A 26,920-nucleotide genomic window follows, 5' to 3' on the forward strand; every position below is an offset into this window, starting at 1 on the left:
GGCTGCAGGGCCCTTGCCCGCCCACCATCGCGGGACACGCCGCAAGTACGTCCTTGTAGGCTCTTACGCGGCATCCATGCCGCGTAAGGTCCCGCGACGGTAGGCGGGCAAGAGCCAGTCGAGATGGTCGGTGTGCGTAGCGCTTTGCAAAGCAACCAGCAAACCGTTTGGAGCGGTGAGGGCGCTGCAGCCTTGACCGGCGCAGTATTTGACGTGGGCTTCTGACTGCATCCAAAAAAGGCAGCTGACAAAACCCCTGCGCTCACCCCCCACCAGTCGGGTGCTCGCTACGGTTTGTGAGTCGCTCTAACAATCGTGCTGTGCCTGTCAACACGCTCTAGACTGACGCTCTCCAAGTGGGAGCAGTTCAATGGCAGTGACGCCTTCAACGACCGGTTTACCGCAGTCCTTCTGCCTCATGCATACGATGCAGCGCCAAGGCCGGCTCACGCTGAATCAAGAGGCCCAGCGTCATCGTGAGTTACCGCATGCAGCGCCGGCAATTGGGCGTCTGCTGCAGACTGTGCTTCTTCTGTCGCTGTGGTTGCCGTTGATCGCCTTGGCCGATGAATCGATCGACAAGGTGACACAGCAGATGCAGCTCAATCGGCAGCGCTACGGCATCGTAGGGCAGGCTGCGTACGTCTCCCACAATGGCAAGGTGCTGTTTCGCGGTGGCGATGGACTTGCCGACCTCGACAGTCAGCAGCCGGTGATGCCTGAGCAGATATTTCCTATGTTTTCGGTGAGCAAGTTGCTGGTGAGCACCTTGATCATGCAGTTGGTCGAGGCCGGGCAGATCGGTCTGGACCGACCCGCTCGGGTCTACCTTCCAGATCTGCCGCGGCGCTGGAGCAAGATCACGGTGCGTCAGCTGCTCAACCATACCTCCGGGTTGCCCGAGTATTTCACCGAGGCGCAGATGAGCGGCGCGCCGGAGGCAAACGCCTCATTTCCTGCAACTGCGCACGCTGTCTTTGCAGCGCTGGGCAGTCAACCATTGCTCTTTCCACCCGGTAGCAACACGCGCTACATCAACACCAACTATCTGGTGCTGTCGCAACTGCTCCAGACGCATTACCGCAAGCCGTATTCGCAGATCGTGTCCGAGCGGATCCTCGAGCCGTTGAAGCTGGCGCATACCTTTCTCGGACGCTCGCGATTGCCGGCTGATGCAGTCGTCAGTGCCTACGTTGGCAAGGACGGAAAACTACAGAAAGAGCCGGAGATCGCTTGGCCCGATTACGCCCTCGGGCATGCCGAGCTGTACGCCAGCATCGACGATCTGGCGACGTTCATCGAAGCGATGCGAGATGGAAAGTTGGTCGGCAAGCCAGCCCTGCGGCAGCTCTGGCAACCGCAGCTGCTGACCAACGGGCAGCGCGGCTGGTTTGCCAGCGGCTGGGAGGTTGGCGCAAGTGGTGCCTATCGGCACGTCGGTCATGATGGCGGCGCGCGGGTGAGGGTGCGCCTGCTGTTCGCCGATGCCCTGGATGGCGATAGCTACACCATCGTTTACCTGACCAATGGCAGCACGCGCGGGGTGTGGTCCCGGGTGCTGGTCGACAGCATCATGGCCACCATCGCGCCACAGACGTTTCCCGCCGAAGCCTTGTCGGAGAAGCTCATCGCCTTCGCGCTGCAGTCGCCTGTCGATCACGACACGCAGTTGTTGGCCGATGCACTGCGTGTCGACGGGAGCATCCCCCTCCATCAACTCGAGGCTGTGGTCAACGCGACTGGCTACACCGTTCTGTCCAATCTCGGCGCAGATGCGGCGATTCGTGTGTTCGCGCTCAATGTGTTGCTGTTTCCGGCGTCCCGCAATGCGCTGGACAGCCTTGCCGAGGCGTATGAGGCAAGCGGAGATCTCGCCCGTTCGAGCACCATCCGGCAGAGCATCAAGGGCATGGCCGCCCCGCCCGAGGAACAATGATCCGACCGAGGGCGTGAGGTCTCAGCTGTTTGTTGCTGGTTGCAGCTTGACTGCCCGGTTCGGTGGCGCATCGCCGCTGTCGGGCTTCGGTTCAGCCCGTTCGGTGTCATGGCGCGGCGTGTCGTCCTGCAGGGGTGCGAGCAGTTGCAGCCGCTTGCCCTGGTAACGGAACTCGAGCGCGTCCTCTAACTGACGCAGTGCTTGCACCTGGGTGCACAGCGCATTGGCACTGGCCTCGATGGTGGACGCCTGGGTATCCTGCCTTGCATCCAGTTGGCCCTCCATCTGTTGGGCGCGTTTGTCGATTCCGTCCGAACGCCCGGTGACGATCTGCCAGAGCATGTGGCGCGCGATGCTGCCCTTGAATTGCTCGGCTTCGTGTTCGACGTAATTTGCGAAGTTGCCGTCGAAGGCCTTCTGCTCCCAACGCCCCTTGCCCAGGGTGCCGTCGACATACGCGCGTGCGCGTTTGCGCAGCCGTTCGATCTTGCGGGCGTTGAGCGCACTGCCTGTCATGACCTCGATGACACCGCCGAGCGCGTCGTAACTGAGGTCGATCACCTGATAGGCAATGCCGGCAACCTGCGGCATCAATGCGCGGGTGCGTTGTTCCATCTCCCAGAGGCGTCGTGCATCGGCCGTGCTGGTCTGCTGCAGCTTGTGGTCGATGCTCAGTTCGCCGCCGTGGAAGAAAATTTCGCGTGGCCAACCGCTGTCGCGATAAAGCCAGATGCCGCCGCTGTCGGCGAGCACATTGAACGGCGTGCCGAGACCGCATTGCTGCGAAGACACCTGCGCGCGATGGTACGGGGCATCGTGTTTGTTGGTCTGCTGTGCCCGTGCATGCGGACTGACAACGGCCGGAAGCAGGGCAAGCCAGAGGAGGATGCGCATGGGGCCTGCTGCCGTCGTGGAGGCGTTGCGCAGGGTCGCCACAGCAGCAATAGCTGGTCGCGTGTCGAAAGTCACCGGCGCCGCATCCTGGCAACGCTGCCGATCTGCAGACATCACCGATGCCGCACACCATCGTGCAATCGTATGGCCCAGACGCAAAAAACCCCGCCTGAGCGGGGTTTTTTACGATCTACCGTGAGTCGTGGTGCCCAGGAGAGGACTCGAACCTCCACGAAGTTGCCCCCGCTAGCACCTGAAGCTAGTGCGTCTACCAATTCCGCCACCTGGGCGACTCAGGAGGCGAATTGTGCAAGTTGCGCGCGACGCTGTCAACGCATCCGGCACAAATTTTTCGTGGTGGCCGGTGCTTGCCGGCGACGTGAGAAGACGGCGTGGCGGACACGCGTAATGCATGCCCGCCACGACACCGGATCACGGCAGCTGCGCCGCCTGCAGGCTGACCTCTGCACTCTGCACCGGTTCGCTTGCCGAACGCGCCAGCTGCACGCGATAGGTGCCCGCGGCAATCGTCCAGTGACGGGCCTTGGCATCGAAGTCGGCCAGCGTCTTGGGTTCGGCGATCACCTGCACGGTGCGCTTTTCGCCCGGCTTGAGCGTGAGCTTCTGCCAGCCGATCAGGCGCAGCGGGGTGGCGTGGCCGTCGGGCAGGGTGACGTAGAGCTGCGGCACGGCGGCGCCTTCGCGCGGGCCGATGTTTTCCACCTCGAAGTTCGCCGTGAGCTGGCTGCCGTTGGCTTCCACGCGCAGCCCGCCCATGCGGAACTGGGTGTACGACAGGCCATGGCCGAACGGATAACGCGGGGTCAGCTTGCGCGCAGCGAACCATTTGTAGCCGACGTTGGCGCCTTCGATGGCGTAGTCGATGCTGTCTTCGCCCGGCTTGGCCGGCGTGAAGCCCAGGCCCGGGATCGAGGGACGCGGCAGCTGCGATTCGTCCACCGGCCAGGTCACCGGCAGATGGCCGGAAGGATTCACCGCACCGGTGAGCAGGTTGGCGATCGCCTCACCGCCGCCGATGCCCGGATACCACGCCTGCAATACCGCCGGCACGCGCTCGGTCCAGGGCATGCGCACCGGGCCGTTGGTTTCCAGCACCACGGTGGTCCTGGGGTTGGCCTTGGCCACCGCCTCGATCAAGGCGTCCTGGTTGTCGGGCAATTGCATGTCCGGCAGGTCCACCGATTCGGCCGCCCATTGGGTGGCGAACACGATCGCCACATCGGCGGCCTTGGCCGCGTGTGCCGCAGCAGCGCGATCCTTGCCGTCGACATAGTCGATCTGCACGTCCGGCAATGCGGCGCGCAATGCCTGCAGCGGCGAGGACGGATGGATGATCACCGGGCCGGGCCAGGTGGTCGGGGTGAGGCCGGGTACGGCGTTGCCCCCGTTGATGGTGTAGTCCACACGCGAGGAACCGCCGCCGGACATCACGCCCTTGTCGGCATACCCACCGATCACCGCGATGCGGTGCACGTCCCTGGACAGCGGCAAAGTGGCCTGCTCGTTACGCAGCAGCACGCTGCCTTCCTCGGCGACATGCTGCGCGGACAGCAGCCCGGCCTTGCCGTCGATCGGCTGGCGTTGGGTGGGATGATCGAACGCGCCATGCGCGAACAGGCTGCGCAGGATGCGCCTGACCATGTCGTCGAAGCGCGCGCGCGGCACCACGCCGGCCGACACCGCCATGCGCAACGGCGCATCGAAGAACACCGCCGCATCGAACACTTCGCCGGCCGATTGCTGATCGAGTCCGGCCAGGGCCGCCTTGGAGCCGCTGTGCACGCCGCCCCAGTCGGACATCACGTAGCCGGGGTATTTCCATTCCTGCTTGAGTACCTGGTTGAGCAGGTAATCGTGCTCGCAGCCGTAGATGCCATTGATCTTGTTGTAGGAGCACATCACCGAGGCCGGGTCGCCGATTTTCAACGCGATCTCGAACGCCAGCAAATCCGATTCGTGCATCGCCTGCTCGCCGATCTCGGCGCTGTGGAAATTGCGTCGCGTCTCCATGTCGTTGAGCGCGTAGTGCTTCATCGTTGACAGCACATGCTCGCTCTGCACGCCGCGGATAGACTCGCCGACCATGGTGCCGGCCAGCAGCGGGTCTTCGCCGGCATATTCGAAATTGCGTCCGTTGCGTGGGTCGCGCTGCAGGTTGACGCTGCCGGCCAGCAGCACGTTGAAGCCCTGCTGCCAGGATTCGCGGCCCATGGTCTTGCCGCCGGCATAGGCCAGCTGCGGATTCCAGCTCGAGGCGGCCGACGGGCCGGACGGCATCGCGGTGGCGAAGTCGCCCTTGCGGATGCCGCCGGGATTGGTCACGCCCACGCCGGCATCGGCCAGTTGCTGCGCCGGGATGCCCAGCCGTGGGACGCCGGGGACATAGCCGGCCGAACCCAGCGCGCCCTCGGGCTTGGGAATCTTGTCGGTGCCCAGGCCGAAGTAGCTGCGCAGCATCTGGAATTTTTCCTCCTCGCTCATCTGCGCGAGCAGACGATCGGCGCGCTGGTCCGCGGTCAGCGCGGTGTCCATCCACGGCTGCGCTGCAGCGGCGGTCTGTGCGCCGAGCGGGGCGGCAAACGCGGTGCCGACGCCAAGGGCGATGGCCAGCGCGAGACGGCGTGGCCTGGAGTGTGTAAACGGTTTCATATCGAGCTGTGGCACGGGTGGTCCTTGTGGTGCGGTTGCAATCAGGGGAGGGCACCGCAGTGCCCGCGTTCGAAAGGCGCGCGCGTGCGCCGAATCAGGTACCTGCCGGAAGCGGGCGCCGGCTCAGAACTGCGTCTGTGCCGTGCGTAACACCGGATACAGGCGGTAGCGCTCGTCCCAGGAGGAATGCAGGCGAGCGAAGAATTCCAGGCGTGCCTTCGGGTCGGCCGCGAAGGCGGCATCGCTGGCCAGGCGTTGTTCGAATTGCGCCTTCACTGCCGGGTCGCGTTCTAGCAGGTCGCGCGCCACCTCTTCGGCGACGTAATCCTCCATGTATTCCTTGCGCTCGAATGCGGTGTTGAACAGGCCCCATTGCAGCAGCGAATCCGGCGCCTGCGGTTCCAGCATCGCCATCACCAGGCGCGACCTGGCCTGGGCGATCGGCACGAACAAGGAGCCTGCCGGCACGGTGCGGGTTTCATCGCGCCACTGCCCGGCGATCTCCAGGTTCTGGTGGCCTTCGTTGGAGCGCGCGGCAAACGTCGCCTTGTCGGCATGGAAGCTCTGCACCGGATGGGCGGCAGTGGTGGCGAGGGTGTCGAAGGCGATGCCGTGCAGGCGCAGTTTCTCCGCCACCAGGGCCGCTTGCGCGGCAGGCACCAGATAGCCGCCGCGGGGCGCATCGACCACCACATCCGGCTTGATCTGATCGCGTAACGGTACCTTCCAGATCTGTGGTCTGGTCTCGTCGTAGCGCGTCATCAACGCACCGGAAATCGGCGAGGGCGTGCGCGTGTAGGCGTAGCCACGGAAGGCAACGGTGCGTGCGGCCGGGCCGGCAGCGAAGCTCAACGGCTCGATCTCGCCAGCCAGCCTGGTCGCACGCTGATCGGCCGCCAGCGCATCGGCGCGCCACCTGGCGCCGTTGCGCGCGGCCTGCTGCAGCACCGACACGATCGCATTGCGGGTGACGCGTACGCGCACCGGGTAGGTCTTCCACGAATGCGTTTCCACCAGCATGCCGAAGCGGTTGCGCAGCAGGAAATAGCCGTGCGAAAAACGCGGCGGCGACACGTCGTCGGCAAAGCCCGATGTCGGGTCGTCCTCGTGCACGAACGAGGGGTAATACGGCAACGGCAGCGAGCCCTGTGCGGCGAGGTCGGCAATCACCGCATCGCGCCAGCGCGTGCCGTCGCGTTGCAGCGTGGCATCGCCGGCGTGCACGGGCTCCACCTGCACCGACACGTCGTGCTCGAACTTGGCGCCATCGGTGACGTGCAGGTCCACGTACATCAGCGGATCCCATTGCTGCACCAGCCGCAGCATCGCCTGCATTTCCGGCGCGTCGGCCTTGAGGTAGTCGCGATTGAGATTGAGGTTCTGCGCGGTGGTGCGCCAGCCCATCTGTTCGGGGCCGCGTTGATTGGGGCGGTTCCAGGCGCCGAAGCGCTCGTGGCCGTCGACGTTGAACACCGGCACGAATACCCAGACCAGCTTGTCCAGTACGCCTTTGCCGGTTTTTCCGTCCAGCAATTCGCGCAGCGCCAGGAAGCCCGCGTCCTTGCCGTCGATCTCGCCGGCATGGATGCCGCCTTGCACCAGCACCACCGGCAACTTGCGTTGCGCAGCGCTGTCGGTATCCAGTGCGCCGCTGGTGGAGACGATCAGCGCCTTCATCGGCCGGCCTTCCGGGGTGGTGCCGAACTCGATGCAGCGCACCGCCTGCGGGTAGCGCTGCGCAAAGGCATCGCAAAGCGCGATGACTTCCTCGTAGCGTCCGGTCTGCGCAAACCCGCTGCGCTCGGCCCGGGTGGTCAGCGGTTCGGCGGCCAGTGCGGCGGGGGCGGTGGTCAGCAGCAACAGGCTCAGGGCCAGGCGGGTGAAGCGGGGCATCCAGCGGTCCAGTGTTCCAGGAAAACGTTTGCAATGTAGCCGAGCCGGCGCAGCAGGCCAATCTGCACTGCGTCATGACTTGCGCGCGATCGGCGTGGTTGCGGCGTGCCAACAGCGGTTTTAGGCACGTCTGGGCCGAACGACGTGTCGGGTACACCGCAATGGCGGCCATAAGCGCAGCGGCGTCGCTGCATGCAGCGGCGCATCCTGGGTCTTATCCGATGGTCGCGATGGCGGCCAACCGGCGGCCGCCGGTACGATAGCGCGTGTTTTCTGCTCGACCGGACTGCCCTTGACCACTTCCACCCTGCCGGGCCCCACTGCCGGTGCGCGGCTGCCGCGCCAGATACCTTTCATCATCGGCAACGAAGCCTGCGAGCGTTTCAGCTTCTACGGGATGCGCAACATCCTGGTGCAGTTCCTGATCACCTCGCTGCTGTTGCAGGAAGTCGGCGGGCCCGGCCGTGAAGCCGAGGCCAAGCACATCCTGCACAGCTTCATGATCGGGGTGTTTTTCTTCCCGCTGCTCGGCGGCTGGCTGGCCGATCGCTTCTTCGGCAAGTACAACACCATTCTGTGGTTCAGCCTGGTGTACTGCGCCGGGCATGCCTGCCTGGCGCTGTTCGAAGGCAGCCGCGGCGGATTCTTCCTCGGGCTGGGCCTGATCGCGCTGGGTGCGGGCGGCATCAAACCGCTGGTGGCCTCGTTCATGGGCGACCAGTTCGACCAGTCCAACAAGCACCTGGCCAAGGTGGTGTTCGACGGCTTCTACTGGATCATCAACTTCGGCTCGTTGTTCGCCTCGTTGTTGATCCCGCTGGCGCTGAAGAATCTGGGCCCGGCGTGGGCGTTCGGTATTCCCGGCATCCTGATGTTCGTGGCCACGCTGGTGTTCTGGCTGGGCCGCAGGCGCTATGTGCGGGTGCCGTTGCCGCCGAAGGACCCGCATGGCTTCGGTACGGTGGTGCGCACCGCATTGCTGACACAGGTGCCGGGGCAGGGCCGTCCTGGCCTGATGCTGGCAGTGGTCTCGGTGCTGCTGGCACTGGCCTGCGTGACGCTGGTCGACCAGCTCGGCATCGTCATCTGCCTGTGCATGGCGCTGGTGCTGTTGCTGGCCGGCATCGGCGGCGGCACCTGGTGGCAGCTGGAGCGTGCGCGCGGCATCCATCCCGATACTGCGGTCGAAGGCGTGCGCGCGCTGCTGCGGGTGCTGGTGATCTTCGCGCTGGTGACGCCGTTCTTCTCGCTGTTCGACCAGAAGGCCTCGACCTGGGTCCTGCAGGGACGCGAGATGACGATGCCGGCCTGGTTCACGGCATCGCAGATGCAGGCGCTCAATCCGCTGCTGGTGATGCTGCTGATCCCGTTCAACAATCTGGTGCTGTATCCGCTGCTGCGGCGTGGCGGTTGGGAGCCCACAGCGCTGCGCCGCATGACCTGCGGCATCGCCTTCGGCGGCCTGGCCTGGATCGCGGTCGGCGCCATCCAGATCAGCATGGACGGCGGCGAGCCGATGCATATCGCCTGGCAGATCCTGCCCTATGCGCTGCTGACCTTCGGCGAGGTGCTGGTGTCTGCCACCGGGATCGAGTTCGCCTACAGCCAGGCACCGCCCTCGATGAAGGGCGTGGTGATGAGCTTCTGGTATCTGACCACCACGGTGGGCAATCTATGGGTGCTGCTGTCGAACGTGGCGGTGCGCAACGCCACGGTGATCTCCCACATCGCCGATACTGGGCTCAGCGAAGCGGCATTTCTGATGTTCTTCTTCGCGGCCTTCGCGTTCCTGGCGGCACTGGCCTTCGGCCTGTACGCGCGCGGGTATCGCATGGTCGACAATTACCGTTCTGCCTGAGGTCCGCATGATTACCCTGATCCTGATCGCCATCACCGGCATCGTCTCGTGGATGGCGTTCAACAACCGCAAGCTGGCCGACCGTCTGGTCCTGTGGCCGCCGGCGCTGGACAAGCACAGGCAGTACGACCGCCTGGTCACCTACGGCTTCATCCATGCCGACCTGGGCCACCTGGTCTTCAACATGATCACGCTGTTCTTCTTCGGCCGGGTGATCGAAAACGTGATGACCCAGCTGACCGGCAGCGTGCTGACCTACCCGCTGTTCTATCTGGCGGCGCTGGTGGTCTCGATCCTGCCCAGCTATCTGAAGAACCAGAAGAACCCGAACTATCTCAGCCTGGGCGCCTCCGGCGCGGTGTCGGCGGTGCTGTTCGCCTTCATCCTGCTGCAGCCATGGACCATCATCCTGGTGCTGTTCATTCCGGCGCCGGCGATCATCTATGCGGTGTTCTATGTCGGCTACAGCCTGTGGATGGACCGCCGCGGCGGCGATCGCATCAACCACAGCGCGCACCTGGCCGGTGCCGCGTTCGGTGTGATGTTCATGCTGATCATGGAGCCGCGCGTGCTGCAGGTCTTCCTGGAGCAGCTGTCCAATCCGCGTTTCGGCTGATCCCGGTTGGCAAACCGACCGCTGGCCGCCGGTGGGCACGCGCGGTAGGTCGAAAATGTCGGGAACAGCGGGTCGCCCCAGGCGACCGGACCAGGACCATCGCGCGTGCGCGAGCGGTCCTGGCGATGGACGCGATGCTGGCTCAGGCCGCGTCGCGTTTGTGGTCGCTACCGACGCTGCTGGTGGGCACCGCACCGTAGGCCTGCTGCAGGCGCTGGTACACCGTGTCGTTGAGCTGCGCGAAGTCGGGGTTGTGGGTGTCGCCCTTGATGGCGAACTGGAACAAGCCTTCCAGCAGCGAGCTATCGCTGTCTGCGCTGTGTCCTGCCGAATCGTTGTTCATGCGGTGACTCCTCGTAGGTAAGCCGAAGGCATCGGCGGTCGCACAGGCCCGGGATGCAACGGGCGCCTTCGGCTGAGCTATCGGCGCGACACGAGCGAACTTAAGTGCCGGTTCGCAGGCTGCGCGCGCGGTCACCGCATCGATTCATTTTCACGCAGGCGCGGCGCTGCGCTGGTCACACTGATCGCCATCGTCACTGCCTCGTGCAGACCACCATGGAGGCAGCGACAATGCAGGCAGACCACGATTCCACGCAGCAGCTCTTCAGCGTAGACACCGATGGACAACGCGCCCAGCTGGCATACCGTGTGGAAGGTGAGCGCATGACCATCACCCACACGCACGTGCCCGACGCGATCGGTGGACGCGGCATCGCTGCGGTGCTGGTCGAGGCTGCCTTGGCCCATGCACGCCAGCAGGGCTACAGGGTAGTGCCTGCCTGCAGTTACGCCGAGGCGTATATCCGGCGGCACCAACAGTTTCAGGATCTGCTGGCCTGATCGCCGGCAGCGTGTCTTTGCAGATGTATCGATGGGGAGCAGGTGGGAATGGGGCGGTCGTCAGGAGTGAATGCAGTCCGGGGTTTGCTGATGTTGGCCGTGTTGGCAGGATGTACGCAGCGCGAGCCGACGACGGCCCAATCGGCACAGCCGGCAGCTGACGCCACCGCTGCCGCGGCGCCGCCGGCGGAGCCCGTGCTGGTGCAAAGCGGCCCGCTGGAGGATGTGATCGAGCAGGCGCCTGCCTATATGGTAGGTATCAGCTATCCACGCGGGCTGGACGCGCTTCCCGAGCTCAGCGCGCTGATCCGCAGCTATGCGCAGGCAGCGCGTGCCGAACTCATGGAAGCGGTGTCCGGGCTCGGCAACGACAGGCCCGCTGCCCCCTATGAATTATCGCTGGCGTTCGAGACCGTGGTGCAGACCCCGGACCTGATCGTCGTTTCCGCTGACGGTAGCCGCTATACCGGTGGTGCGCATGGCGAGCCGTTGGTGGCGCGCTTCGTCTGGCTGGTCAAGGAGCGCAGGCAATTGACCGCGCAGGCCTTGATTCCGGACCCGGCAGGCTGGGAAAAGATCGGGCGCGAGGTGGCCATGCAATTGCACAACGCCGCCACCCAGCGCGTGGAAGCCGATCGTGTGCCGATCGAGGAGCGGGCCGACCAGGTGGCCTCGGCCGATCGCATGATTGCCGAAGGCACCGCTGCGCAGGTCGACAACTTTGCCCAGTTCGTGCCGGTGCTCAATCCGGCCGGGCAGATCACCGCGCTTCGGTTCGTGTTTCCGCCGTATCAGGTGGGGCCGTATTCGGATGGTACGCAAACGGCCGAGGTCGCCGCCTCGACATTGGTGGCGTGGGTCGCGCCGGATTATGTACATCTCTTCGCTCGCTGATGTGTCACCCCGCAGATGATGTGATTGAATGGCCCGGCCATTCAGTAATGTAATCAAACGGGTGATATGAGTAGTTTCGATCCGACCGCAAGTCGCGTGGACCACACCTGTGTGCGCTATCCGGCATTTCCGCGGGAGCCGGCCGTGCTGGTGCGGCTGATCAAGCATCTCTACAAGCGACTGCATACGCAGGGGTGTGCGCGATTGAAGCCATACGGCATCAGCCCGCCGGAGTACGAGATTCTGATGATGCTCTACGGTACCCCGGAGCAGGCGATCACGCCTACCGAGGTGGCCGAAGCCGCCAGCGAGAAGCCGGCCAACATCACCCGGCTCACCGACCAATTGTGCGAAAAGGGGTTGATTGCGCGTGGCAGCAGCCCGGACGATCGGCGCAAGATCATGCTGACCTTGCAGCCGGCAGGCCTGGCGTTGATCAACAGCCTGCTCCCCGACGCCTGCGCGCTGCTCAATGCAGAAACGTCCAGCCTCAGCGATGCCGAGCAGGTGCGGCTGGAAAAGTTGTTGCGGAAACTACTCGACGGCGTGGATTCGGTCGAACTCTGAGTGCGGTGTCTGCGGCTGCTGCAGCACGCTTCGTCGCGGTCATCAAGAACGCCGCCCGGATCGCTCCGGGCGGCGTCTTGGTTTCAACGCGTTGCGATTACGGCTTGGACTGCGGCGCTTCCGGCGTGGCGCCATCGCCCCCTTGCGCGCTCAGGCCGCGCTTCTCGAGCAGGGGCTCGATCTGCGGCGCATGGCCGGCAAAGTTCTGGAACAGTTCCATCGCATCGACACTGCCGCCGCGCGAGAGCAGGGTCTGACGGAAGCGGTCGCCGTTGGCGCGGCTCAGCCCGCCGTGCTGCTTGAACCACTGCTGGGTGTTGGCGTCGAGCACTTCCGACCAGATGTAGGCGTAATAGCCGGCCGCGTAACCGCCCATGATGTGGCTGAAATACGGGGTCTTGTAGCGCGGCGGCACCGGCGCATAGGCGATGCCGTCCTGCTGCAGCGCCTTGGCTTCGAATGCCATCACGCCGGCGGCGTCGGGCACCTGGCTGGCGCTGATCTGGTGCCAGTTCTGATCGAGCATGGCCGCACCCAGATACTCGGTGGTGGCAAAGCCCTGGTTGAACTTGGAGGCGGCAATCACCTTGTCCAGCAGCGCCTGCGGCATCGGCGTGCCGTTCTGGTAGTGCTTGGCGTAGTTCTTCAGGATCGACGGCTCGTCGGCCCACATCTCGTTGACCTGCGAGGGGAACTCGACGAAGTCGCGCGGCACGCTGGTGCCTGAGAAATACGGGTACTTCACGTCCGAGAACATGCCGTGCAGCGCATGGCCGAATTCATGGAACATGGTGGTCACCTCGTCCCAGGTCAGCAGCGTCGGCTGCCCGGCCGGCGGCTTGGGAATGTTGAGGTGGTTGGCGACCACCGGCTTGAAACCGGTCAGCGCCGACTGCGACACGTAGGAGTTCATCCAGGCGCCGCCACGCTTGGACTCGCGTGCGTACATGTCGGCGATGAAGATCGCCAGCTGCTTGCCGTCGGCGTCGAACACGTCATAGACGGTGATGTCGTCGCGGTAGGTCGGCAGGTCGGTACGCTGCTTGAAGGTCAGGCCGTATTCCCGATTGGCCGCGTAGAACACGCCGTTTTCCAGCACGTTCTTCAGCTCGAAGTACGGCTTGAGCTGGGATTCGTCGAAGTTGTACTTGGCCTGGCGCACCTTCTCGCTGTAGTAGGCCCAGTCCCAGGCTTCGAGCTTGAAGCTCGGCTTGCGCGCGGCCTTCTGTTCCTTGTCGATCATCGCCTGCAGATCGGCCGCTTCGCGCTTGGCATTGGTCACTGCTGCCGGCGCGAGCTTGCCCAGCATCGCGTTGACTGCTTCCGGCGTCTTGGCGGTCTGGTTTTCCAGCGAATAGGCAGCGTAGGTCGGGAAGCCGAGCAGCTTGGCCTTGTCGGCGCGCAGCTTCATGATGCGCGCCACCAGTGCGGTGTTGTCGTACTGGCCGCCGTGGCTGCCACGCGACACCGAGGCGTCGTAGATCTTCTTGCGCAGTTCGCGATTCTTCAGCTGCGTCAGCGGCGGCTGGCCGGTCGTGTTGAGCAGCGCAATCACGTACTTGCCGTCGAGCTTGCGCGCCTTGGCCGCTTCGGCGGCAGCGGCGATCTGCTCGTCGGACAGGCCATCGAGCTGCTTGACGTCATCGACGACAACGGCGGCGGCATTCACTTCGGCCAGCACGTTCTGGCTGAAGGTGGTGCCCAGGTTGGCCAGCTCGGCATTCATCGCCTTGAGCGTGCTCTTGTCGGCCTCGGAGAGCTTGGCGCCGTCGCGTACGAAATCGCTGTAGTACTTCTCGACCAGGCGCACGCCCTGGGCGTCCAGGCCCAACTTGCTGCGCTGGTCGTACAGGGTCTGGAGACGCGCGAACAGCTTGCCATTGAGCGAGATCGCGTCGCGGTGCGCGGCGAACTTGGCCGAATAGTCGGCCTGCAGTTTCTTGCGCGCGTCGTTGGTGTCGGCACCGACCAGGTTGAAGAACACGGTGGTGGCGCGATCCAGCGTGGCGCCGCTTTTTTCCAGCGCGATGAGGGTGTTGTCGAAGCTCGGCTTGGCCTTCTGGCTGGCGATCTTTTCCACTTCCTTCAACTGCTCGGCCATGCCGGCGTCGAAGGCGGGTGCGAAATCGCTGTCGGTGATCTTGTCGAACTGCGGGTAGTGCAGCGGCAGCGTGCTGTCGGCAAAGAAGGGGTTGGCTTGGGTGGCGGCGTGCGTCGTGGCGGGTGCGGCGATGCTGTAGGACGGCATGGCAAGTCCCAGGGAAGCGGCCAGGGCAAAGGCGAGACGGGTGGTCAAGAGGGTTGCTCCAAAGTGCGAACCGCCGAGGCTACCCCAGCCGGGCCGGACAGGCGTGTGACAAAAGGCATGGCTGCAGGGTCGTTGCGCCGCCATCCGGCGGGCGCGACCGGTGCTTGCCTTGCGGGCACAGAACCGATGACACCACGAGCGCGCAGCCGCCGGACCGACGCTGCCGGTGTACGCGACAGCAGGTTCAACTCGGCTGTATGCCGGATGCTCGGCGGGCAGCGAGGTCTCGATCAGTCCGCCTGACGGATGCTGGCCGGTAGCGCGCCGTGTCAGCGGCCGGCAACGGTCGGACCAGCGGAAAGGGCCAGATGTCTGCGGCGACGCATCCGTTCAAAAACCGTCTTTCCTGGCTGGCGCGCTCGGCGACCGCGATGCGACGCTGCCGGCTGCTGGGTTACGCTGCCCATCTCGCACACATCAGGGCAGCCATGAGCGACATTTCCACGTTCGAATTTACCGACCTGGAAGGCCGGCCCCGCTCGATGCGCGATTACGCCGGCAAGGTGGTGCTGGTGGTCAACGTCGCTTCGAAATGCGGCTTTACCCCGCAATACGCAGGCCTGCAGGCACTGTGGCAGCGCTATCGCGAGCGTGGTCTGGTGGTGATCGGGTTTCCCTGCGACCAGTTCGGTCATCAGGAGCCGGGCGATGCCGCGCAGATCCGCCAGTTCTGCTCGCTCGATTACGCGGTGGATTTTCCGCTGGCCGAGAAGGTCGAGGTCAATGGCAGCGGCACGCATCCGCTATGGCAATGGCTCAAGCACGAACAGCGCGGCGTGCTGGGATCGGAAGCGATCAAGTGGAATTTCACCAAGTTCCTGATCGGCCGCGATGGCACGGCGCTGGAGCGTTACGCCCCAACCACCAAACCGGACGCCCTGGCTGCGGATATCGAGCGCGCGTTAGTTGAATCGTAGGAGCGCACCTGGGCGCGATGAGGCATTACCGGGAACGCTTCATCGCGCCCAGGTGCGCTCCTACGACGGTGCATGCCGGCGTCGCGGTCTGCGTAAACGCCGCATCGCGCTGATGTCTCACGCGCGCCGTATCACTTCTCGACGAAGGCGCGCTCGAACACGTAATGCCCCGGCGTGCCGATGCGTGGCGAGGTTTGGAAGCCACGTGCATCCAGCAAGGTGCGCAGGTCGGCCAGCATTTGCGGGCTGCCGCAGATCATGAAGCGGTCGTTGGCCGGATCCAGCGGCGGCAACCCGAGCGTCTGTTGCATGCGGCCATCGGCCATCAGCTCGGTCAGGCGGCCCTGATTGGCGAATGCCTCACGCGTCACCGCCGGGTAGTACAGCAACTTCTCGCGCAGGAGGTCGCCGAGGAATTCATGCTGCGGCAGCTCGCGCTCGAAGTAGTCGCGATAGGCCAGATCCTGCACGAAGCGTACGCCCTGGGTCAGGATCACCTTGTCGAAACGCTCGTAGGTTTCCGGATCCTTGATCACCGACAGCCACGGCGCCAGACCGGTACCGGTGCCCAGCAGGTACAGGTTGCGGCCCGGGTGCAGGTCGCTGATCAGCAGCGTGCCGGTGGGCTTCTTGCCGACCAGCACCTTGTCACCCGGCTGGATGTGCTGCAGCCGCGAGGTCAGCGGACCGTCCGGCACCTTGATGCTGAAGAACTCCAGATGTTCTTCCCAGTTGGCGCTGGCGATCGAGTACGCACGCAGCAGCGGGCGCGTCTCGGTCTCCAGACCGATCATCACGAACTGCCCGTTCTCGAAGCGGAAACCGGCATCGCGGGTGGTGGTGAAGCTGAAGTAGGCATCGGTCCAGTGACGGACCTCAAGCACCGTTTCGGCGCCGAAAGCGGAAGACATACCAGTAAGTGTCGTGGGAAGAGTACCCGGCAATTCTACCTCAAGCCGGCCAAATGAGAGAGGCTCTCATTTGGCCGGGAATGGGGAATGGGGAATGGGGAATCGGGGCAGCTGCATAAGGATCCCGGAGGCCTACGGGGCGAGACGCTCAGCACCCGTCAGACGCCGGGAACGCCGCTTTTAACGATTCCCGAATCCCGATTCCCCAATCCCAGCCTCATCGATACCCCGCCGCCTGCAACTCGAACAACTCCGCGTACCGCCCGCCCTGGGCCATCAGCTCCGCATGCGTGCCGTTGGCCTCGATGCGGCCCGCGGCCAGCACCAGGATGCGGTCGGCCATGCGCACGCTGGAGAAGCGGTGCGAGATCAGCACCGCGGTACGGTTGTCCGACAGCTCCTTGAAGCGCTGGAACACCTCGAACTCGCTACGCGCATCCAGTGCGGCGGTGGGTTCGTCCAGGATCATCAGCTGCGCATCGCGCATGTAGGCGCGCGCGATGGCGATCTTCTGCCATTGCCCGCCGGACAGGTCCACGCTGTTCTTGAAGCGGCGCCCGACCAGCTGGTCGTAGCCGTCGGGCAGGCTGTCGATCAGCTCGCCGGCCATGGCACGCTGCGCAGCGGCACGGATGCGCGGCGCGTCGTCCATCGCATCGACCTGGCCGACGCCGATGTTCTCGCCCACGCTCAGGTGGTAGCGCACGAAGTCCTGAAAGATCACGCCCAGGTTGGCGCGCACATCGTCCAGATCGTAATCGCGCAGGTCGTGGCCATCGAGCAGGATGCGGCCCTCGTCCGGGTCGTAAAGCCGCGCCAGCAGCTTGACCAGGGTGGTCTTGCCGGCGCCGTTTTCGCCGACCAGGGCCAGCACTTCGCCGGCACGCAGTTCGAAATCCAGATGCCGCACCGTCCACTGCTCGGCATCCGGGTAGCGGAAGCCCACGTCCTCGAACACGAAGCCCTGGCGGATCGGTCGCGGCACCGGCAGCGCGTTCGGGCGCGAGCGGATCTCCGGCACGATGTTGAAGAACGAATACAGATCGTCCAGATACAAGGCCTGGCCGGCGACCTGCGAAAACCCGATCAGCAGGCCTTCGAGCAACTGGCGCAGGCGCAGGAAGCTGCCGGCCAGAAAGGTCAGGTCGCCGATGCTGAAATCGCCGCGCACGGTGCGCCAGGCGATGTAGCCATAGGCCGTGTAGTAGCCCAAGGTGCCCAGCGCAGCCAGCAGCGCGCCCCACAACGCACGCTTGCGCGCAAGTGCGCGATTGGCCTGGAAGAACTTGTCGGCCAGCCGCCGGTAACGCGCGATCAGGAAGCGGTGCAGGTTGAGGATCTTGACTTCCTTGGCGGTCTCGACGCTTGCGCCGACCTGGCGCAGGTAATCGAGCTGGCGCCGCTCCGGCGTCCACTGGAAGTTGAGCGAGTAGCCCAGCGCATTGAAATGCGCCTCGCCGATGAAGGCCGGGATCAGGGCGATCGCCAGCAGCAGGATCAACCACGGCGCATACACCACCAGGCCCACCGCCAGGCTGACCACGGTGATGGCGTCCTGCACTTGGCCGAACAGCTGGCTCATCAGGTTCATGCGGTTCATGGTCTGGCGCCGCGCACGATCCAGCTTGTCCTGCCGGTCGGGGTCTTCGAAGTCCTCCAGATCCAGCTGCGCGGCGTGCTCCATCAGGCGCACGCTGGCGGCGTTGTTGAACAGCTCCGACAACAAGGCATCGGCGTAGCCGACCAGCCGGCCGAGCAGGTCCGAACCGATCGCCAGGGCCAGCTCCAGCGCCAGCAATTCCAGCAACCGGTTCAGTCGGCCGCTGCCCAGCGCCTGCGCCAGCGAGTCGAAGGCTGGCGGTTGACCGACTAGATGGATCGCCTCGTCGATGATCAGCTTGCCGATATACAACGAGGCCACCGGCATCAACGCGCGCAGCACGCGCAAGCCGATGCTGCTGGCGCTCAGCCAGCGGCTGGTCTGCCAGATCTGGCGCAGGAACGGCGGGAGGTTGCGCAGCGCATCCAGGCGCTCGCGCAGGGTAGGGCCGGTACGGGGAGCGGCAGGCGCAGAAGCGCCGGAACGGGAGGCTGACATCGCCTCAGTGTGCAGCGCCACGCGTGCGCGTGGGGTGTTGGAGGCGCACCGGCGGGTCCTGCGGCATTGGCACGCGGTCGCCGCGGCACCGCCGACTGCACGCTTGCACGGCTGTGCGGCCGACGTCCTGCAGCACACCCGTCCCGTAGACCCGACCCGGCGCGATCGGCGGCCCGATCAATCGCGTCGATTGATGCAACGTCCGGGTGCGCCGGAAGTTTCGACTAAAATGGCCGGATTGCCCCCGCCAGCCTTAGAGCCAGCCGTGACCTCGATCAAGCAGGAAGACCTCATCCAGTCCGTCGCCGACGCGCTGCAGTACATCAGCTATTACCACCCGGTCGACTACATCAGGAATCTGTCCGCTGCCTACGAGCGCGAAGAGTCGCCGGCGGCCAAGGACGCCATAGCGCAGATCCTGATCAACTCGCGCATGTGCGCCGAAGGCCATCGCCCGATCTGCCAGGACACCGGCATCGTCACCGTGTTCCTGGAGATCGGCATGCAGGTGCGTTGGGACGACGCCACGATGGGTGTGGAAGACATGGTCAACGAAGGCGTGCGCCGCGCCTACAACCACCCCGACAACAAGCTGCGCGCCAGCGTGCTGGCCGACCCGGCCGGCAAGCGCACCAACACCCGCGACAACACCCCGGCGGTGGTCAACACCAAGATCGTGCCCGGCCACCATGTCGAAGTGATCGTTGCGGCCAAGGGCGGCGGCTCGGAAGCCAAGAGCAAGTTCGCCATGCTCAACCCGTCCGACTCCATCGTCGACTGGGTGCTCAAGACCGTGCCGACCATGGGCGCCGGCTGGTGCCCGCCGGGCATGCTCGGCATCGGCATCGGCGGCACGGCCGAAAAGGCCATGCTGCTGGCCAAGGAAGCGTTGATGGATCCGATCGACATCGTCGACCTGCAGGCACGCGGCGCGTCCAACCGCGCCGAAGAGCTGCGGCTGGAACTCTACGAAAAGGTCAACGCGCTCGGCATCGGTGCACAAGGCCTGGGCGGCCTGACCACGGTGCTGGACATCAAGGTCAAGGATTACCCGACCCATGCCGCCAACCTGCCGGTGGCGTTGATTCCCAACTGCGCGGCCACCCGCCATGCGCACTTCACCCTGGACGGCAGCGGCCCGGTGATGCTGGACCCGCCCTCGCTGGAAGACTGGCCCAAGCTCACCTACAACCCGACCAACGCGCGTCGGGTCAACCTGGATACCATCTCCCGCGAGGAAGTCGCCAGCTTCAAGCCGGGCGAGGTGGTGCTGCTCAACGGCAAGCTGCTGACCGGCCGCGACGCCGCGCACAAGCGCATGATCGACATGCTCAACAAGGGCGAGACATTGCCGGTCGACTTCACCAACCGCTTTATCTACTACGTCGGCCCGGTCGATCCGGTGCGCGATGAAGTGGTCGGCCCGGCCGGCCCGACCACCGCCACGCGCATGGACAAGTTCACCCGCCAGATGCTGGAGCAGACCGGCCTGCTGGGCATGGTCGGCAAGTCCGAGCGCGGCGATGCGGCGATCGAGGCGATCCGCGACAACAAGGCGGTGTACCTGATGGCGGTCGGCGGCTCAGCCTATCTGGTGTCCAAGGCGATCAAGGCCGCACGCGTGCTCGCATTCGAAGACCTGGGCATGGAGGCGATCTACGAGTTCGAGGTCAAGGACATGCCGGTCACCGTGGCGGTGGATTGCACCGGCGAATCGGTGCACAAGACCGGCCCGCGGCAGTGGCAATCGCGCATCGGCAAGATTCCGGTCGTGGTGGAATAAGTAACCCTGGAACGGCGACGCACTTGCACTGCGTCGCCGTTTTCAGTTTGGGCGCTGCGCGTGCCCGCCGTTCGCACGCGCTGCCTGTGTACTGGAAAAAACGCCTGCATGCGTGTCTCACCTAGGGTGGCGGGACGGCCCAACAGGAACGGGCTATGCTCGGTGCGTCCATGCCGGCACCCTCAGGAGAACAGGAATGCTCCGTCTCATTTGCCTCGCCGTCCTGGTGTGCGCCGGCCTGCCTTTGGCAGCGCAACAAAAGACCGGCGCAGCGGGCCAATTGCATGGCCCAGGTGTTCGATTGCACGCAGCAGAGCGATGTCAATCGCTGTGAACCCCACAAGCTCGCCTGCTTGCGTTCCTGTACCAACTGACGAAGGAATTTGCATGACCACGACGCTGTACCACGCCCCCAGCACTGCCGCACTGGTCGTGCATTGGCTGCTGATCGAACTCGATGTGCCGCACGTCCTGCATCCGCTGGATTTCGAGCGCGCCGAGCAGAAATCGCCGCAGTATCTGGCGCTCAATCCGGCCGGCGTGGTGCCGACGCTGGTGTTCGACGGACACGTGCTGACCGAGGCGGCCGCAATCGTGCTGCATCTGGCCGACCTGCATCCGCAGGCCGGGCTGGCACCACCGCTCGGCAGCCCCGAACGGGCGGCGTACTACCAGTGGATGTTCTTCTGCGCCAACACCTTGCAGCCGGCATACCGGGCCTGGTTCTATCCGGACGAGCCGGCCGGCGCCGCACACGGCGATGCCGCGCAATCCCAGGCGCGCGCCAGACTGGAGGCGGCCTGGGCACGGGTCGATGCGCATCTGCAGGCCAATGGTCCGTATTTGCTGGGCCAGACCCTGTCGGCGGCCGATTTCATGCTGACCATGATGATGCGTTGGTCGCGCAACATGCCCCGGCCCAGTGATACCTGGCCGGCGCTGCAGGCGCATGCGCAGCGAATGAAAGCCCGCCCAGCATTTCAGGAAACCTATCGCCGCGAAGGCCTGACGGACTGGACCTGAACCCAGGGGCGCAAACCGACCCACAAGGGCTGCTTGCTAGGTTTTGCTGCTCAAGGCTATAAGCCCACGAAAAAAGCCGGCATACGCACATGCCGGCTTTTTTATGGGTTTCGACGTTACTCAATGCGCTGGCGCGATGTACTTAGAACCACTCCAGCAACGACACGCCCAGGCCGATGTAGGTGGCCTTGTGGTTGTAGTCGATCAGGCTTTCGCCATAGCCGTCGAACACCTGCACGTGGCCGCGCAGCAGGTTGGTGATCGGGAAGCCGTAATCCAGCTGCACCGAGCCGTGAGAGCGGTCGCCGCCGCGCAACGAATGCCGCGCGATCAATGCCACTTCGTGCCCGTCCTTGTTGTAGACCAGGGTGGCGTCGCCACGGCCCATGTAATCCTCGATATCGGGATTATTGTCGTCGGCACGATCTTCCTTGATGCGGAACCAGGGGCGTAGCGTCAGTGCCCAGTTCTCGCGATCCAGCCCGATGTTGAGAATGACCCGGTTCCAGGAGCGCGACAGCGGATCTTCGCGGCCATTGGACATGTGGTTGATGCTGATGCCGCTCATGCGGCCTTTCCAGCCGAACAGGCTGTAGTTGTTGCGGAACACCAGCATCGCTTCCGGTTCGTAATTGGTTTCGCGGAACGGACGCGAGGCATCGGTGTTGTAGGCCTGCCAGCGCGAACTCTGGGTGTAGCCCATCCAGATGTCGCCGTTGTCGCCGAACAGATCCTCGACCACCTTGGTCTTGAAGCTGAGCTGGAACTTCAGTTCGGTGCTGTCCAGTTGCTGCGGGGTGGACACCGAGTTGGCCGGATTCGGCGACTGCGGGGTGCGGTTGGAGTCGCTGGTCCAGAACGCCGGCAACAGATAGACCGGCTTGTAGCCGCGCAACTGGAAGGTGCCGAGCTTGGAATCCTTGGCCAGCTCCCAGCGGCGGTCCAGCAGCGAGCCGCGGCCGGCATTGGCGACCGCCTCGGCCTTGGGCTGATCCTGGCCATCGGCGCGGAAGAAATCGCCGACACGGCTGATGGCACGCTCGTCCTGCGGCTTGGACTCTGTCTGCTTGGCGATCTGCGCGGCGGCATCGGCCTCGGCGGTGACCTGCGGGGTATAGCCCAGCGCCTGGTCGTAGCACGCCAGCCGGGCCGCATCCGAGGTGACGGAGGTGCAGGCCTGCGGCGAAGCGGGGGTAGGGGCGATTTCCTGTGCGTGCGCCAGCGGCGTAGCCGCCAGGGCAATCAGTAGCAAGGGACGAGTGCAGTGCTTGGACATGGGCAGTCTGGCCGAATGAAGGCGCCAGGCAGGCGCGTCGGATGCGAAGCTTAACGGTCGCGCCTGCATGCGCGGTGTGTACACGGTGGCATAACATCCAAGCGGAGCCCTGCAATCCGCGTCCTGACCGTTACCGGCCGACGACACGTCGACATTCGCCAGCGGCCGAGTGTGTGCTTGGCGCTGTCAGCGTCCTGCCGGGCAGCCCACCCAATCAACCTCAGTGAGCGCTGGAATCCGCTAGAACAACCAGGCGATGGCAAACACGCCCAACATGCACAGGCCAAGTGCCAGCTTGGTCGCGGTGCCGAACACGATGCCCAGCCAGGTGCCGAAGCCGACCTTGGTGGCCTGGTCGGACTTGCGGGTCTGCCAGTATTCGCCGATCCACGCGCCGGCGAACGGGCCGACGAACAAGCCGATCGGCATGAAGAAGATGCCGACGACCGAGCCGATCACCGAGCCCCACAGTGCCGCCTTGCTGGCACCGACCCGCTGGGCGCCGTACACGGTAGCGAAGAAGTCGATCGCAAACGACAACGCGGTCATCAGGCCCAGAATCAGCAGCGCCACCCAGCCGACGTGGGCAAAGCCATCGGCCCAGGCGGCCACCAGCAGTCCCGCAAACACCAGCGGCAGACCCGGCAGCGCCGGCAGGACGACCCCCGCAAGGCCGATCAGTACCAGCACGCCAGCCAGGATGTAATAGAGGACGTTGGTATCCATGATCGTTAAAAATATCCCGTTTCAGGTTTGACAGAATTGCGCAAGGCTTGCTTGAAAATTCGTTTGGCGCGGGTTAAGTTGCCACCGCTGCTGTTTGCAACGGTCACCGTGAATCGTGGCCTGATGCGGCAGATCGTTCGATCCGCTACATCCTTGTACCTCGCTTCCTCCTTGCAAATTACAGCCACCACCGTCAGTCCATCACAGTGTCGTAGGGAGTCAGTCGAGATGTCCAATATCGAACGCGAGAATGGTGTCGTGAAGTGGTTCAACGATGCCAAGGGCTTTGGCTTCATCAGTCGCGAAAACGGCGAGGACGTCTTCGTCCATTTCCGTGCGATCCAGATCCAGGGCTTCAAGAGCCTCAAGGAAGGCCAGAAGGTCAGCTTCACCGTCGTGCAAGGACAAAAAGGCCTGCAGGCCGATGCGGTGCAGGTGGTCTGAGCGCGGCGCAACACGGCGGGCCATCGTGCAGACAGCAGAAAGGCCCGTCGCCGGGCCTTTCTGTCATCTCGCCAACACTGGCGAATCGAACGTAGCGAGCAGTCGCAGGCGGGCCTGGAAGCGTTGGAAGGCATGCGTGATACATGCCGATTCCGGTTACCGATTGCGCCGGCCTGACGGCAGGCACAGTGGTTTTTATTGGCCGCTGCTGGTGCGTGCGCCGATCAGCGCAGCACGACCTTGCCGTTGACCACGCGCACGTAGGCATTTTCGCGCACGCCGGCCAGATCGCGCTGGTTCACCACGATGACACGGCCGTCGTCCATGCGCACCTGCACATCGAAGCTGTCGCTGGTGACGTTGTTCTGGATCGCATTGCCCGCGAGTGCGCCGGCGGCGGCACCGGCTACGGCCGAGACATTCTTGTTGCCCTTGCTGCCACCGGTCTCCTTGGAGATCTGGCGCCCGGCCACTGCGCCGACGATGCCGCCGAGCACCGCACCGGTGCCGGTGGGAGCGCTGCGGGTCGGGCCGACTTCATCGATGCGGGTCACAATGCCGCAATCCACGCAGCGTGCCTGCGGCTGCGAATAGCCCTGGTCGTAACCGCGGTCGCCGCGATAGCTGCCGTACTGGGGCTGGGAGGTGGCGCAGCCAACCAGTGTCGCGGTTGCAGCCAGGCCAATGACGAGCAGTCGGGTCTTCATGAGGTCTCTCCGGGGTGGTTCGAAAAAGCGGTCAGGGCCGCGGCGACGTCATCCTGTGTTGGTCCGGGTGAACGGTCTGCCAACTGGATCACTCCAGGCTTAACGAAACCCGAGCGTCCTGTTCACCACCACTGTCGTGCGCATCGATGCAGCGGCGCGCTGGCAGGTCACCGGAAGTCGCGATGGCAGGCCTCGCAGGCGTCGTTGATCTGTGTCCTGACTGCAGCAAGCGCGGCGCAATCGGCTGGGGGCGTGTGCCGTGCATGGTCCAGGACGGTGCGCAGGTCGCTGGCGTGCTCGCCGAAGCGACGGTCTTCGCCGATGTCCCGAAAGGCCGGCTCCAGTTCGTCGGCCAGCAGGTGCAACGATTGCAGTCGCGCTCGCTGCCGTACGGGGTTGCAGCCGCCATCGGCATCGGGTTGCAGGGCGCGTAGCTGGTACGCCATTACCTGCATCAGGCTGTCCGGCACCGGGTTGCGTCTGGCCTGCAGCACGCGCGCCACCATCACCGTGCACACCAGCCCGATCAGGATGCCCAGCACCAGGAGGAAGGCATAGCGGGACGCGCGCGATTGTTCTGTGGGCGGGGCGGGCATGGACGGAATTCCGGTGGACGCAGGCATCAATACGTCGGTGGGCGCGCGCTGAGCGGCGCGCGTAAAATAGGCCGATGAGAGCACAATGGCGTGAACGCTTTGCCGGTATCGACCGGCTGTACGGAGCCGGCACGGTGGAGCGGCTGGCGGCCTGCCGCGTGGCGGTGGTCGGGATGGGCGGCGTGGGCTCGTGGGTGGTCGAGGCGCTGGCGCGTACCGGCGTCGGGCACATCCGCCTGATCGATGCCGACGACCTGTGCGTGTCCAACACCAACCGGCAACTGCCAGCGCTGGCCGGGCAGTACGGACGTAACAAGGCGCGCGCGATGGCCGAACGCTGCCTGGCGATCAACCCGGAGATCCAGGCCGATGCGGTGGAGGCGTTTCTCACCGCCGGCAATATCGAACAACTGCTCGGTGATGCGTTCGACCTGGTGATCGATGCCTGCGACAGCTTCCGGGTGAAAGTGGAAACCATCGCCTGGTGCCGCCGACGCAAGCTGCCGCTGCTCACCGTGGGCGCTGCTGGCGGACGCACCGATCCCACCCTGGTGCGCGTACGCGATGTCTCGCGCACCGAGCACGACGCGATGCTGGCGCTGATCCGCAAGAAGCTGCGCAGCGAGTTCAACTTCCCCAAGAATCCGCAGCGTTATTTCGGCGTGCCGGCGGTGTACTCGCTGGAGAACGTCAAGTATCCGCAGGCCGATGGCAGCGTCTGTGGCATCCGCCCGTCGCTGGATGCCGACGCCACGCTCAAGCTGGATTGCGGGGCAGGGTTGGGTGCCGCAACGCATATCACCGGCACCTTCGCGTTTGTCGCGGTGGGCAAGGCGCTGGAGATGTTGCTCAAGCCGAAGGTGACTGCGAGCGCGTCGCCCGCCGCCGAGGTCGCTGCGAGTTCGTGACCTCACGTGCGCTGTGTCACCTGGTTTGCAGCGCGCACCGGTATCAGCCCGGCAATGCGAACAACCGCCGCGCGTTGGCGGTGGTCTGCGCGGCGATGCGTTCGGCCGGCTCGCCGCGTAGCTGCGCGATGCAGTCCAGCACCGTGCGCAGGCAGGCCGGCTCGTTGCGTTGGCCGCGGATGCTGGCGTCGGGCTGATCCGGCGCATCGGTTTCCAGCAGCAGCCACTCCGGCGGCATCGTTGCGGCCAGGCCGCGCAGGCGGTTGGCGCGCGGGTAGGTCACCGGGCCGCCCAGGCCGATCATGAAGTCCAGCTTCCACAATTGCCGTGCCTGTTCGGGGCTGCCGGCGAAGCTGTGCACCACGCCGCGCAGGCCGCCCACGGCCTTGATGCGGGCGATGACCTCTTCGGTGGCGCGCCGCGCATGCACGATCAGCGGCAGTTCGAAGCGCTTGGCCAACTGCAGTTGGCCGTCGAAATAAGCGCGCTGCGCCCGCGCGTCCAGCCCATCCAGATAGAAATCCAGCCCGCACTCGCCGATGGCGCATGGGCGCTCGCGCTCGATCCATTCGGCCAGCAACTGCAGATGTTCGGGGCGGTGCTGCTCGAGGAAGATCGGGTGCAGCCCGTAGGCGGGGTGCAACCCGGGGGCCTGGGTGCAGACGCTGCGCAGCTGCGGCCAGCTGGCGGCGGTGATCGCCGGGATCACCTGCTGCACGACACCGGCCGCCTGCGCGCGCGCGATCACCTCGGCGCGATCGTGCTCGAACTCGCCGGCATCCAGGTGGCAGTGGCTATCGACCAGCTGCATCAATCGCGGCGCACCGGCGCAGGCAGCGGCGCCTTGCGCGTCTCCCAGTTGGCCAGCAGCAGCGTGGTCAGGCCGAACAGCAGCTCGTCCAGGAACGGGATCGGATCCGGGATCACCAGGTCGACCAGAAACAATGCGGCCGCCAGCTTGAACAAGGTGGGGTAGCGCAGCTTGCTGGCCCACTGCAGGGCGCGCGAGGTGACGGGATTGCGCATGCGAATGCTCCGGCTGTTAGAAGTGC

Annotated in this window: 24 protein-coding genes and 1 tRNA gene; 11 read left to right on the plus strand and 14 right to left on the minus strand. The window is 64.9% G+C overall.

Going from position 1 to position 26,920, the window contains the following annotated elements; translation table 11 throughout:
- Positions 1-370 precede the first annotated feature (370 nt).
- On the plus strand, positions 371-1,936 hold the full coding sequence (locus FHT09_RS14150) for a serine hydrolase domain-containing protein (RefSeq protein ID WP_258077180.1): 1,566 nt from the start codon (positions 371-373) through the stop codon (positions 1,934-1,936).
- Positions 1,937-1,957: 21 nt separating this feature from the next.
- Here FHT09_RS14150 and FHT09_RS14155 read toward each other — a convergent pair whose 3' ends face one another.
- From FHT09_RS14155 to FHT09_RS14170, 4 genes are all read right to left on the minus strand, one after another.
- On the minus strand, positions 1,958-2,830 hold the full coding sequence (locus FHT09_RS14155; protein WP_104538089.1) for a DUF2884 family protein: 873 nt from the start codon (positions 2,828-2,830) through the stop codon (positions 1,958-1,960).
- Positions 2,831-3,033: 203 nt separating this feature from the next.
- Positions 3,034-3,120 (minus strand) — tRNA-Leu (locus FHT09_RS14160).
- A 142-nt stretch (positions 3,121-3,262) separates the two neighbouring features.
- Complete coding sequence (locus FHT09_RS14165; RefSeq protein WP_104605223.1) at positions 3,263-5,500, minus strand: glycoside hydrolase family 3 protein; 2,238 nt, start codon at positions 5,498-5,500, stop codon at positions 3,263-3,265.
- Positions 5,501-5,623: 123 nt separating this feature from the next.
- On the minus strand, positions 5,624-7,393 hold the full coding sequence (locus FHT09_RS14170; protein ID WP_104605225.1) for a M14 family metallopeptidase: 1,770 nt from the start codon (positions 7,391-7,393) through the stop codon (positions 5,624-5,626).
- Between the two features lie 292 nt (positions 7,394-7,685).
- On the opposite strand from FHT09_RS14170, the gene FHT09_RS14175 reads away from it, so the two are divergent.
- A complete protein-coding gene (locus FHT09_RS14175) occupies positions 7,686-9,251 on the plus strand; it encodes an oligopeptide:H+ symporter (protein WP_104605227.1) in 1,566 nt (521 codons plus the stop codon).
- Positions 9,252-9,258: 7 nt separating this feature from the next.
- Positions 9,259-9,867: a rhomboid family intramembrane serine protease gene (locus tag FHT09_RS14180; RefSeq protein WP_104605229.1), complete on the plus strand. Its 609-nt coding sequence runs from the start codon at positions 9,259-9,261 to the stop codon at positions 9,865-9,867.
- Between the two features lie 142 nt (positions 9,868-10,009).
- Here FHT09_RS14180 and FHT09_RS14185 read toward each other — a convergent pair whose 3' ends face one another.
- Positions 10,010-10,210: a hypothetical protein gene (locus tag FHT09_RS14185; RefSeq protein ID WP_104605232.1), complete on the minus strand. Its 201-nt coding sequence runs from the start codon at positions 10,208-10,210 to the stop codon at positions 10,010-10,012.
- Between the two features lie 230 nt (positions 10,211-10,440).
- Between FHT09_RS14185 and FHT09_RS14190 the strand changes: the two genes are divergently transcribed.
- From FHT09_RS14190 to FHT09_RS14200, 3 genes are all read left to right on the plus strand, one after another.
- Positions 10,441-10,710 carry a GNAT family N-acetyltransferase gene (locus tag FHT09_RS14190; RefSeq protein WP_243849054.1) on the plus strand — a complete coding sequence of 90 codons (270 nt, stop codon included), beginning with the start codon at positions 10,441-10,443 and terminating at the stop codon, positions 10,708-10,710.
- A 48-nt stretch (positions 10,711-10,758) separates the two neighbouring features.
- Complete coding sequence (locus FHT09_RS14195) at positions 10,759-11,604, plus strand: DUF3298 and DUF4163 domain-containing protein (RefSeq protein WP_104605234.1); 846 nt, start codon at positions 10,759-10,761, stop codon at positions 11,602-11,604.
- Positions 11,605-11,670: 66 nt separating this feature from the next.
- Positions 11,671-12,171 (plus strand): MarR family transcriptional regulator, encoded by a 501-nt coding sequence (locus FHT09_RS14200; protein WP_104605236.1) that lies wholly within the window; start codon positions 11,671-11,673, stop codon positions 12,169-12,171.
- Between the two features lie 97 nt (positions 12,172-12,268).
- On the opposite strand, the gene FHT09_RS14205 is transcribed toward FHT09_RS14200, so the two are convergent.
- Positions 12,269-14,467, minus strand: a complete 2,199-nt coding sequence (locus tag FHT09_RS14205) for a M3 family metallopeptidase (RefSeq protein WP_181141246.1) — start codon at positions 14,465-14,467, stop codon at positions 12,269-12,271.
- Positions 14,468-14,907: 440 nt separating this feature from the next.
- Here FHT09_RS14205 and FHT09_RS14210 point away from each other — a divergent pair, with 440 nt between their 5' ends.
- The gene (locus FHT09_RS14210; protein WP_104605554.1) at positions 14,908-15,396 is read left to right on the plus strand and encodes a glutathione peroxidase; all 489 of its coding nucleotides are present in this window, start codon (positions 14,908-14,910) and stop codon (positions 15,394-15,396) included.
- Between the two features lie 131 nt (positions 15,397-15,527).
- Here FHT09_RS14210 and FHT09_RS14215 read toward each other — a convergent pair whose 3' ends face one another.
- Positions 15,528-16,307, minus strand: coding sequence for a ferredoxin--NADP reductase (locus tag FHT09_RS14215; RefSeq protein WP_104538081.1), 780 nt, complete (start codon positions 16,305-16,307; stop codon positions 15,528-15,530).
- 217 nt (positions 16,308-16,524) lie between these two features.
- Positions 16,525-18,405, minus strand: a complete 1,881-nt coding sequence (locus tag FHT09_RS14220; protein WP_104538080.1) for an ABC transporter ATP-binding protein — start codon at positions 18,403-18,405, stop codon at positions 16,525-16,527.
- A gap of 265 nt (positions 18,406-18,670) precedes the next feature.
- Between FHT09_RS14220 and FHT09_RS14225 the strand changes: the two genes are divergently transcribed.
- Positions 18,671-20,188, plus strand: coding sequence for a fumarate hydratase (locus FHT09_RS14225; protein ID WP_181141247.1), 1,518 nt, complete (start codon positions 18,671-18,673; stop codon positions 20,186-20,188).
- Positions 20,189-20,575: 387 nt separating this feature from the next.
- A complete protein-coding gene (locus FHT09_RS14230) occupies positions 20,576-21,211 on the plus strand; it encodes a glutathione S-transferase family protein (RefSeq protein WP_104605246.1) in 636 nt (211 codons plus the stop codon).
- A gap of 142 nt (positions 21,212-21,353) precedes the next feature.
- Here FHT09_RS14230 and FHT09_RS14235 read toward each other — a convergent pair whose 3' ends face one another.
- Entirely contained in the window at positions 21,354-22,487 is a 1,134-nt protein-coding gene (locus FHT09_RS14235; RefSeq protein WP_104605248.1) for a phospholipase A, read from the minus strand.
- A gap of 240 nt (positions 22,488-22,727) precedes the next feature.
- Positions 22,728-23,213 carry a DUF456 domain-containing protein gene (locus FHT09_RS14240; protein WP_104605250.1) on the minus strand — a complete coding sequence of 162 codons (486 nt, stop codon included), beginning with the start codon at positions 23,211-23,213 and terminating at the stop codon, positions 22,728-22,730.
- Between the two features lie 228 nt (positions 23,214-23,441).
- On the opposite strand from FHT09_RS14240, the gene FHT09_RS14245 reads away from it, so the two are divergent.
- A complete protein-coding gene (locus FHT09_RS14245) occupies positions 23,442-23,657 on the plus strand; it encodes a cold-shock protein (RefSeq protein ID WP_003483561.1) in 216 nt (71 codons plus the stop codon).
- A gap of 224 nt (positions 23,658-23,881) precedes the next feature.
- Here FHT09_RS14245 and FHT09_RS14250 read toward each other — a convergent pair whose 3' ends face one another.
- Both FHT09_RS14250 and FHT09_RS14255 read right to left on the minus strand, forming a co-directional pair.
- Positions 23,882-24,364 (minus strand): glycine zipper 2TM domain-containing protein, encoded by a 483-nt coding sequence (locus tag FHT09_RS14250; protein WP_016902706.1) that lies wholly within the window; start codon positions 24,362-24,364, stop codon positions 23,882-23,884.
- A gap of 167 nt (positions 24,365-24,531) precedes the next feature.
- Positions 24,532-24,960, minus strand: coding sequence for a hypothetical protein (locus tag FHT09_RS14255; protein ID WP_104605252.1), 429 nt, complete (start codon positions 24,958-24,960; stop codon positions 24,532-24,534).
- Between the two features lie 74 nt (positions 24,961-25,034).
- Here FHT09_RS14255 and FHT09_RS14260 point away from each other — a divergent pair, with 74 nt between their 5' ends.
- A complete protein-coding gene (locus FHT09_RS14260; RefSeq protein ID WP_104605254.1) occupies positions 25,035-25,868 on the plus strand; it encodes a tRNA threonylcarbamoyladenosine dehydratase in 834 nt (277 codons plus the stop codon).
- A 43-nt stretch (positions 25,869-25,911) separates the two neighbouring features.
- Here FHT09_RS14260 and FHT09_RS14265 read toward each other — a convergent pair whose 3' ends face one another.
- Positions 25,912-26,679, minus strand: coding sequence for a TatD family hydrolase (locus tag FHT09_RS14265; protein ID WP_104605256.1), 768 nt, complete (start codon positions 26,677-26,679; stop codon positions 25,912-25,914).
- Entirely contained in the window at positions 26,679-26,894 is a 216-nt protein-coding gene (locus FHT09_RS14270; RefSeq protein WP_104605258.1) for a DUF6116 family protein, read from the minus strand. The genes FHT09_RS14265 and FHT09_RS14270 overlap by 1 nt, the downstream gene beginning before the upstream one ends.
- Positions 26,895-26,920: the final 26 nt, after the last annotated feature.

It is taken from the genome of Xanthomonas sp. CFBP 8152, assembly GCF_014199025.1.
GTDB classification, from domain to species: domain Bacteria; phylum Pseudomonadota; class Gammaproteobacteria; order Xanthomonadales; family Xanthomonadaceae; genus Xanthomonas; species Xanthomonas arboricola_B.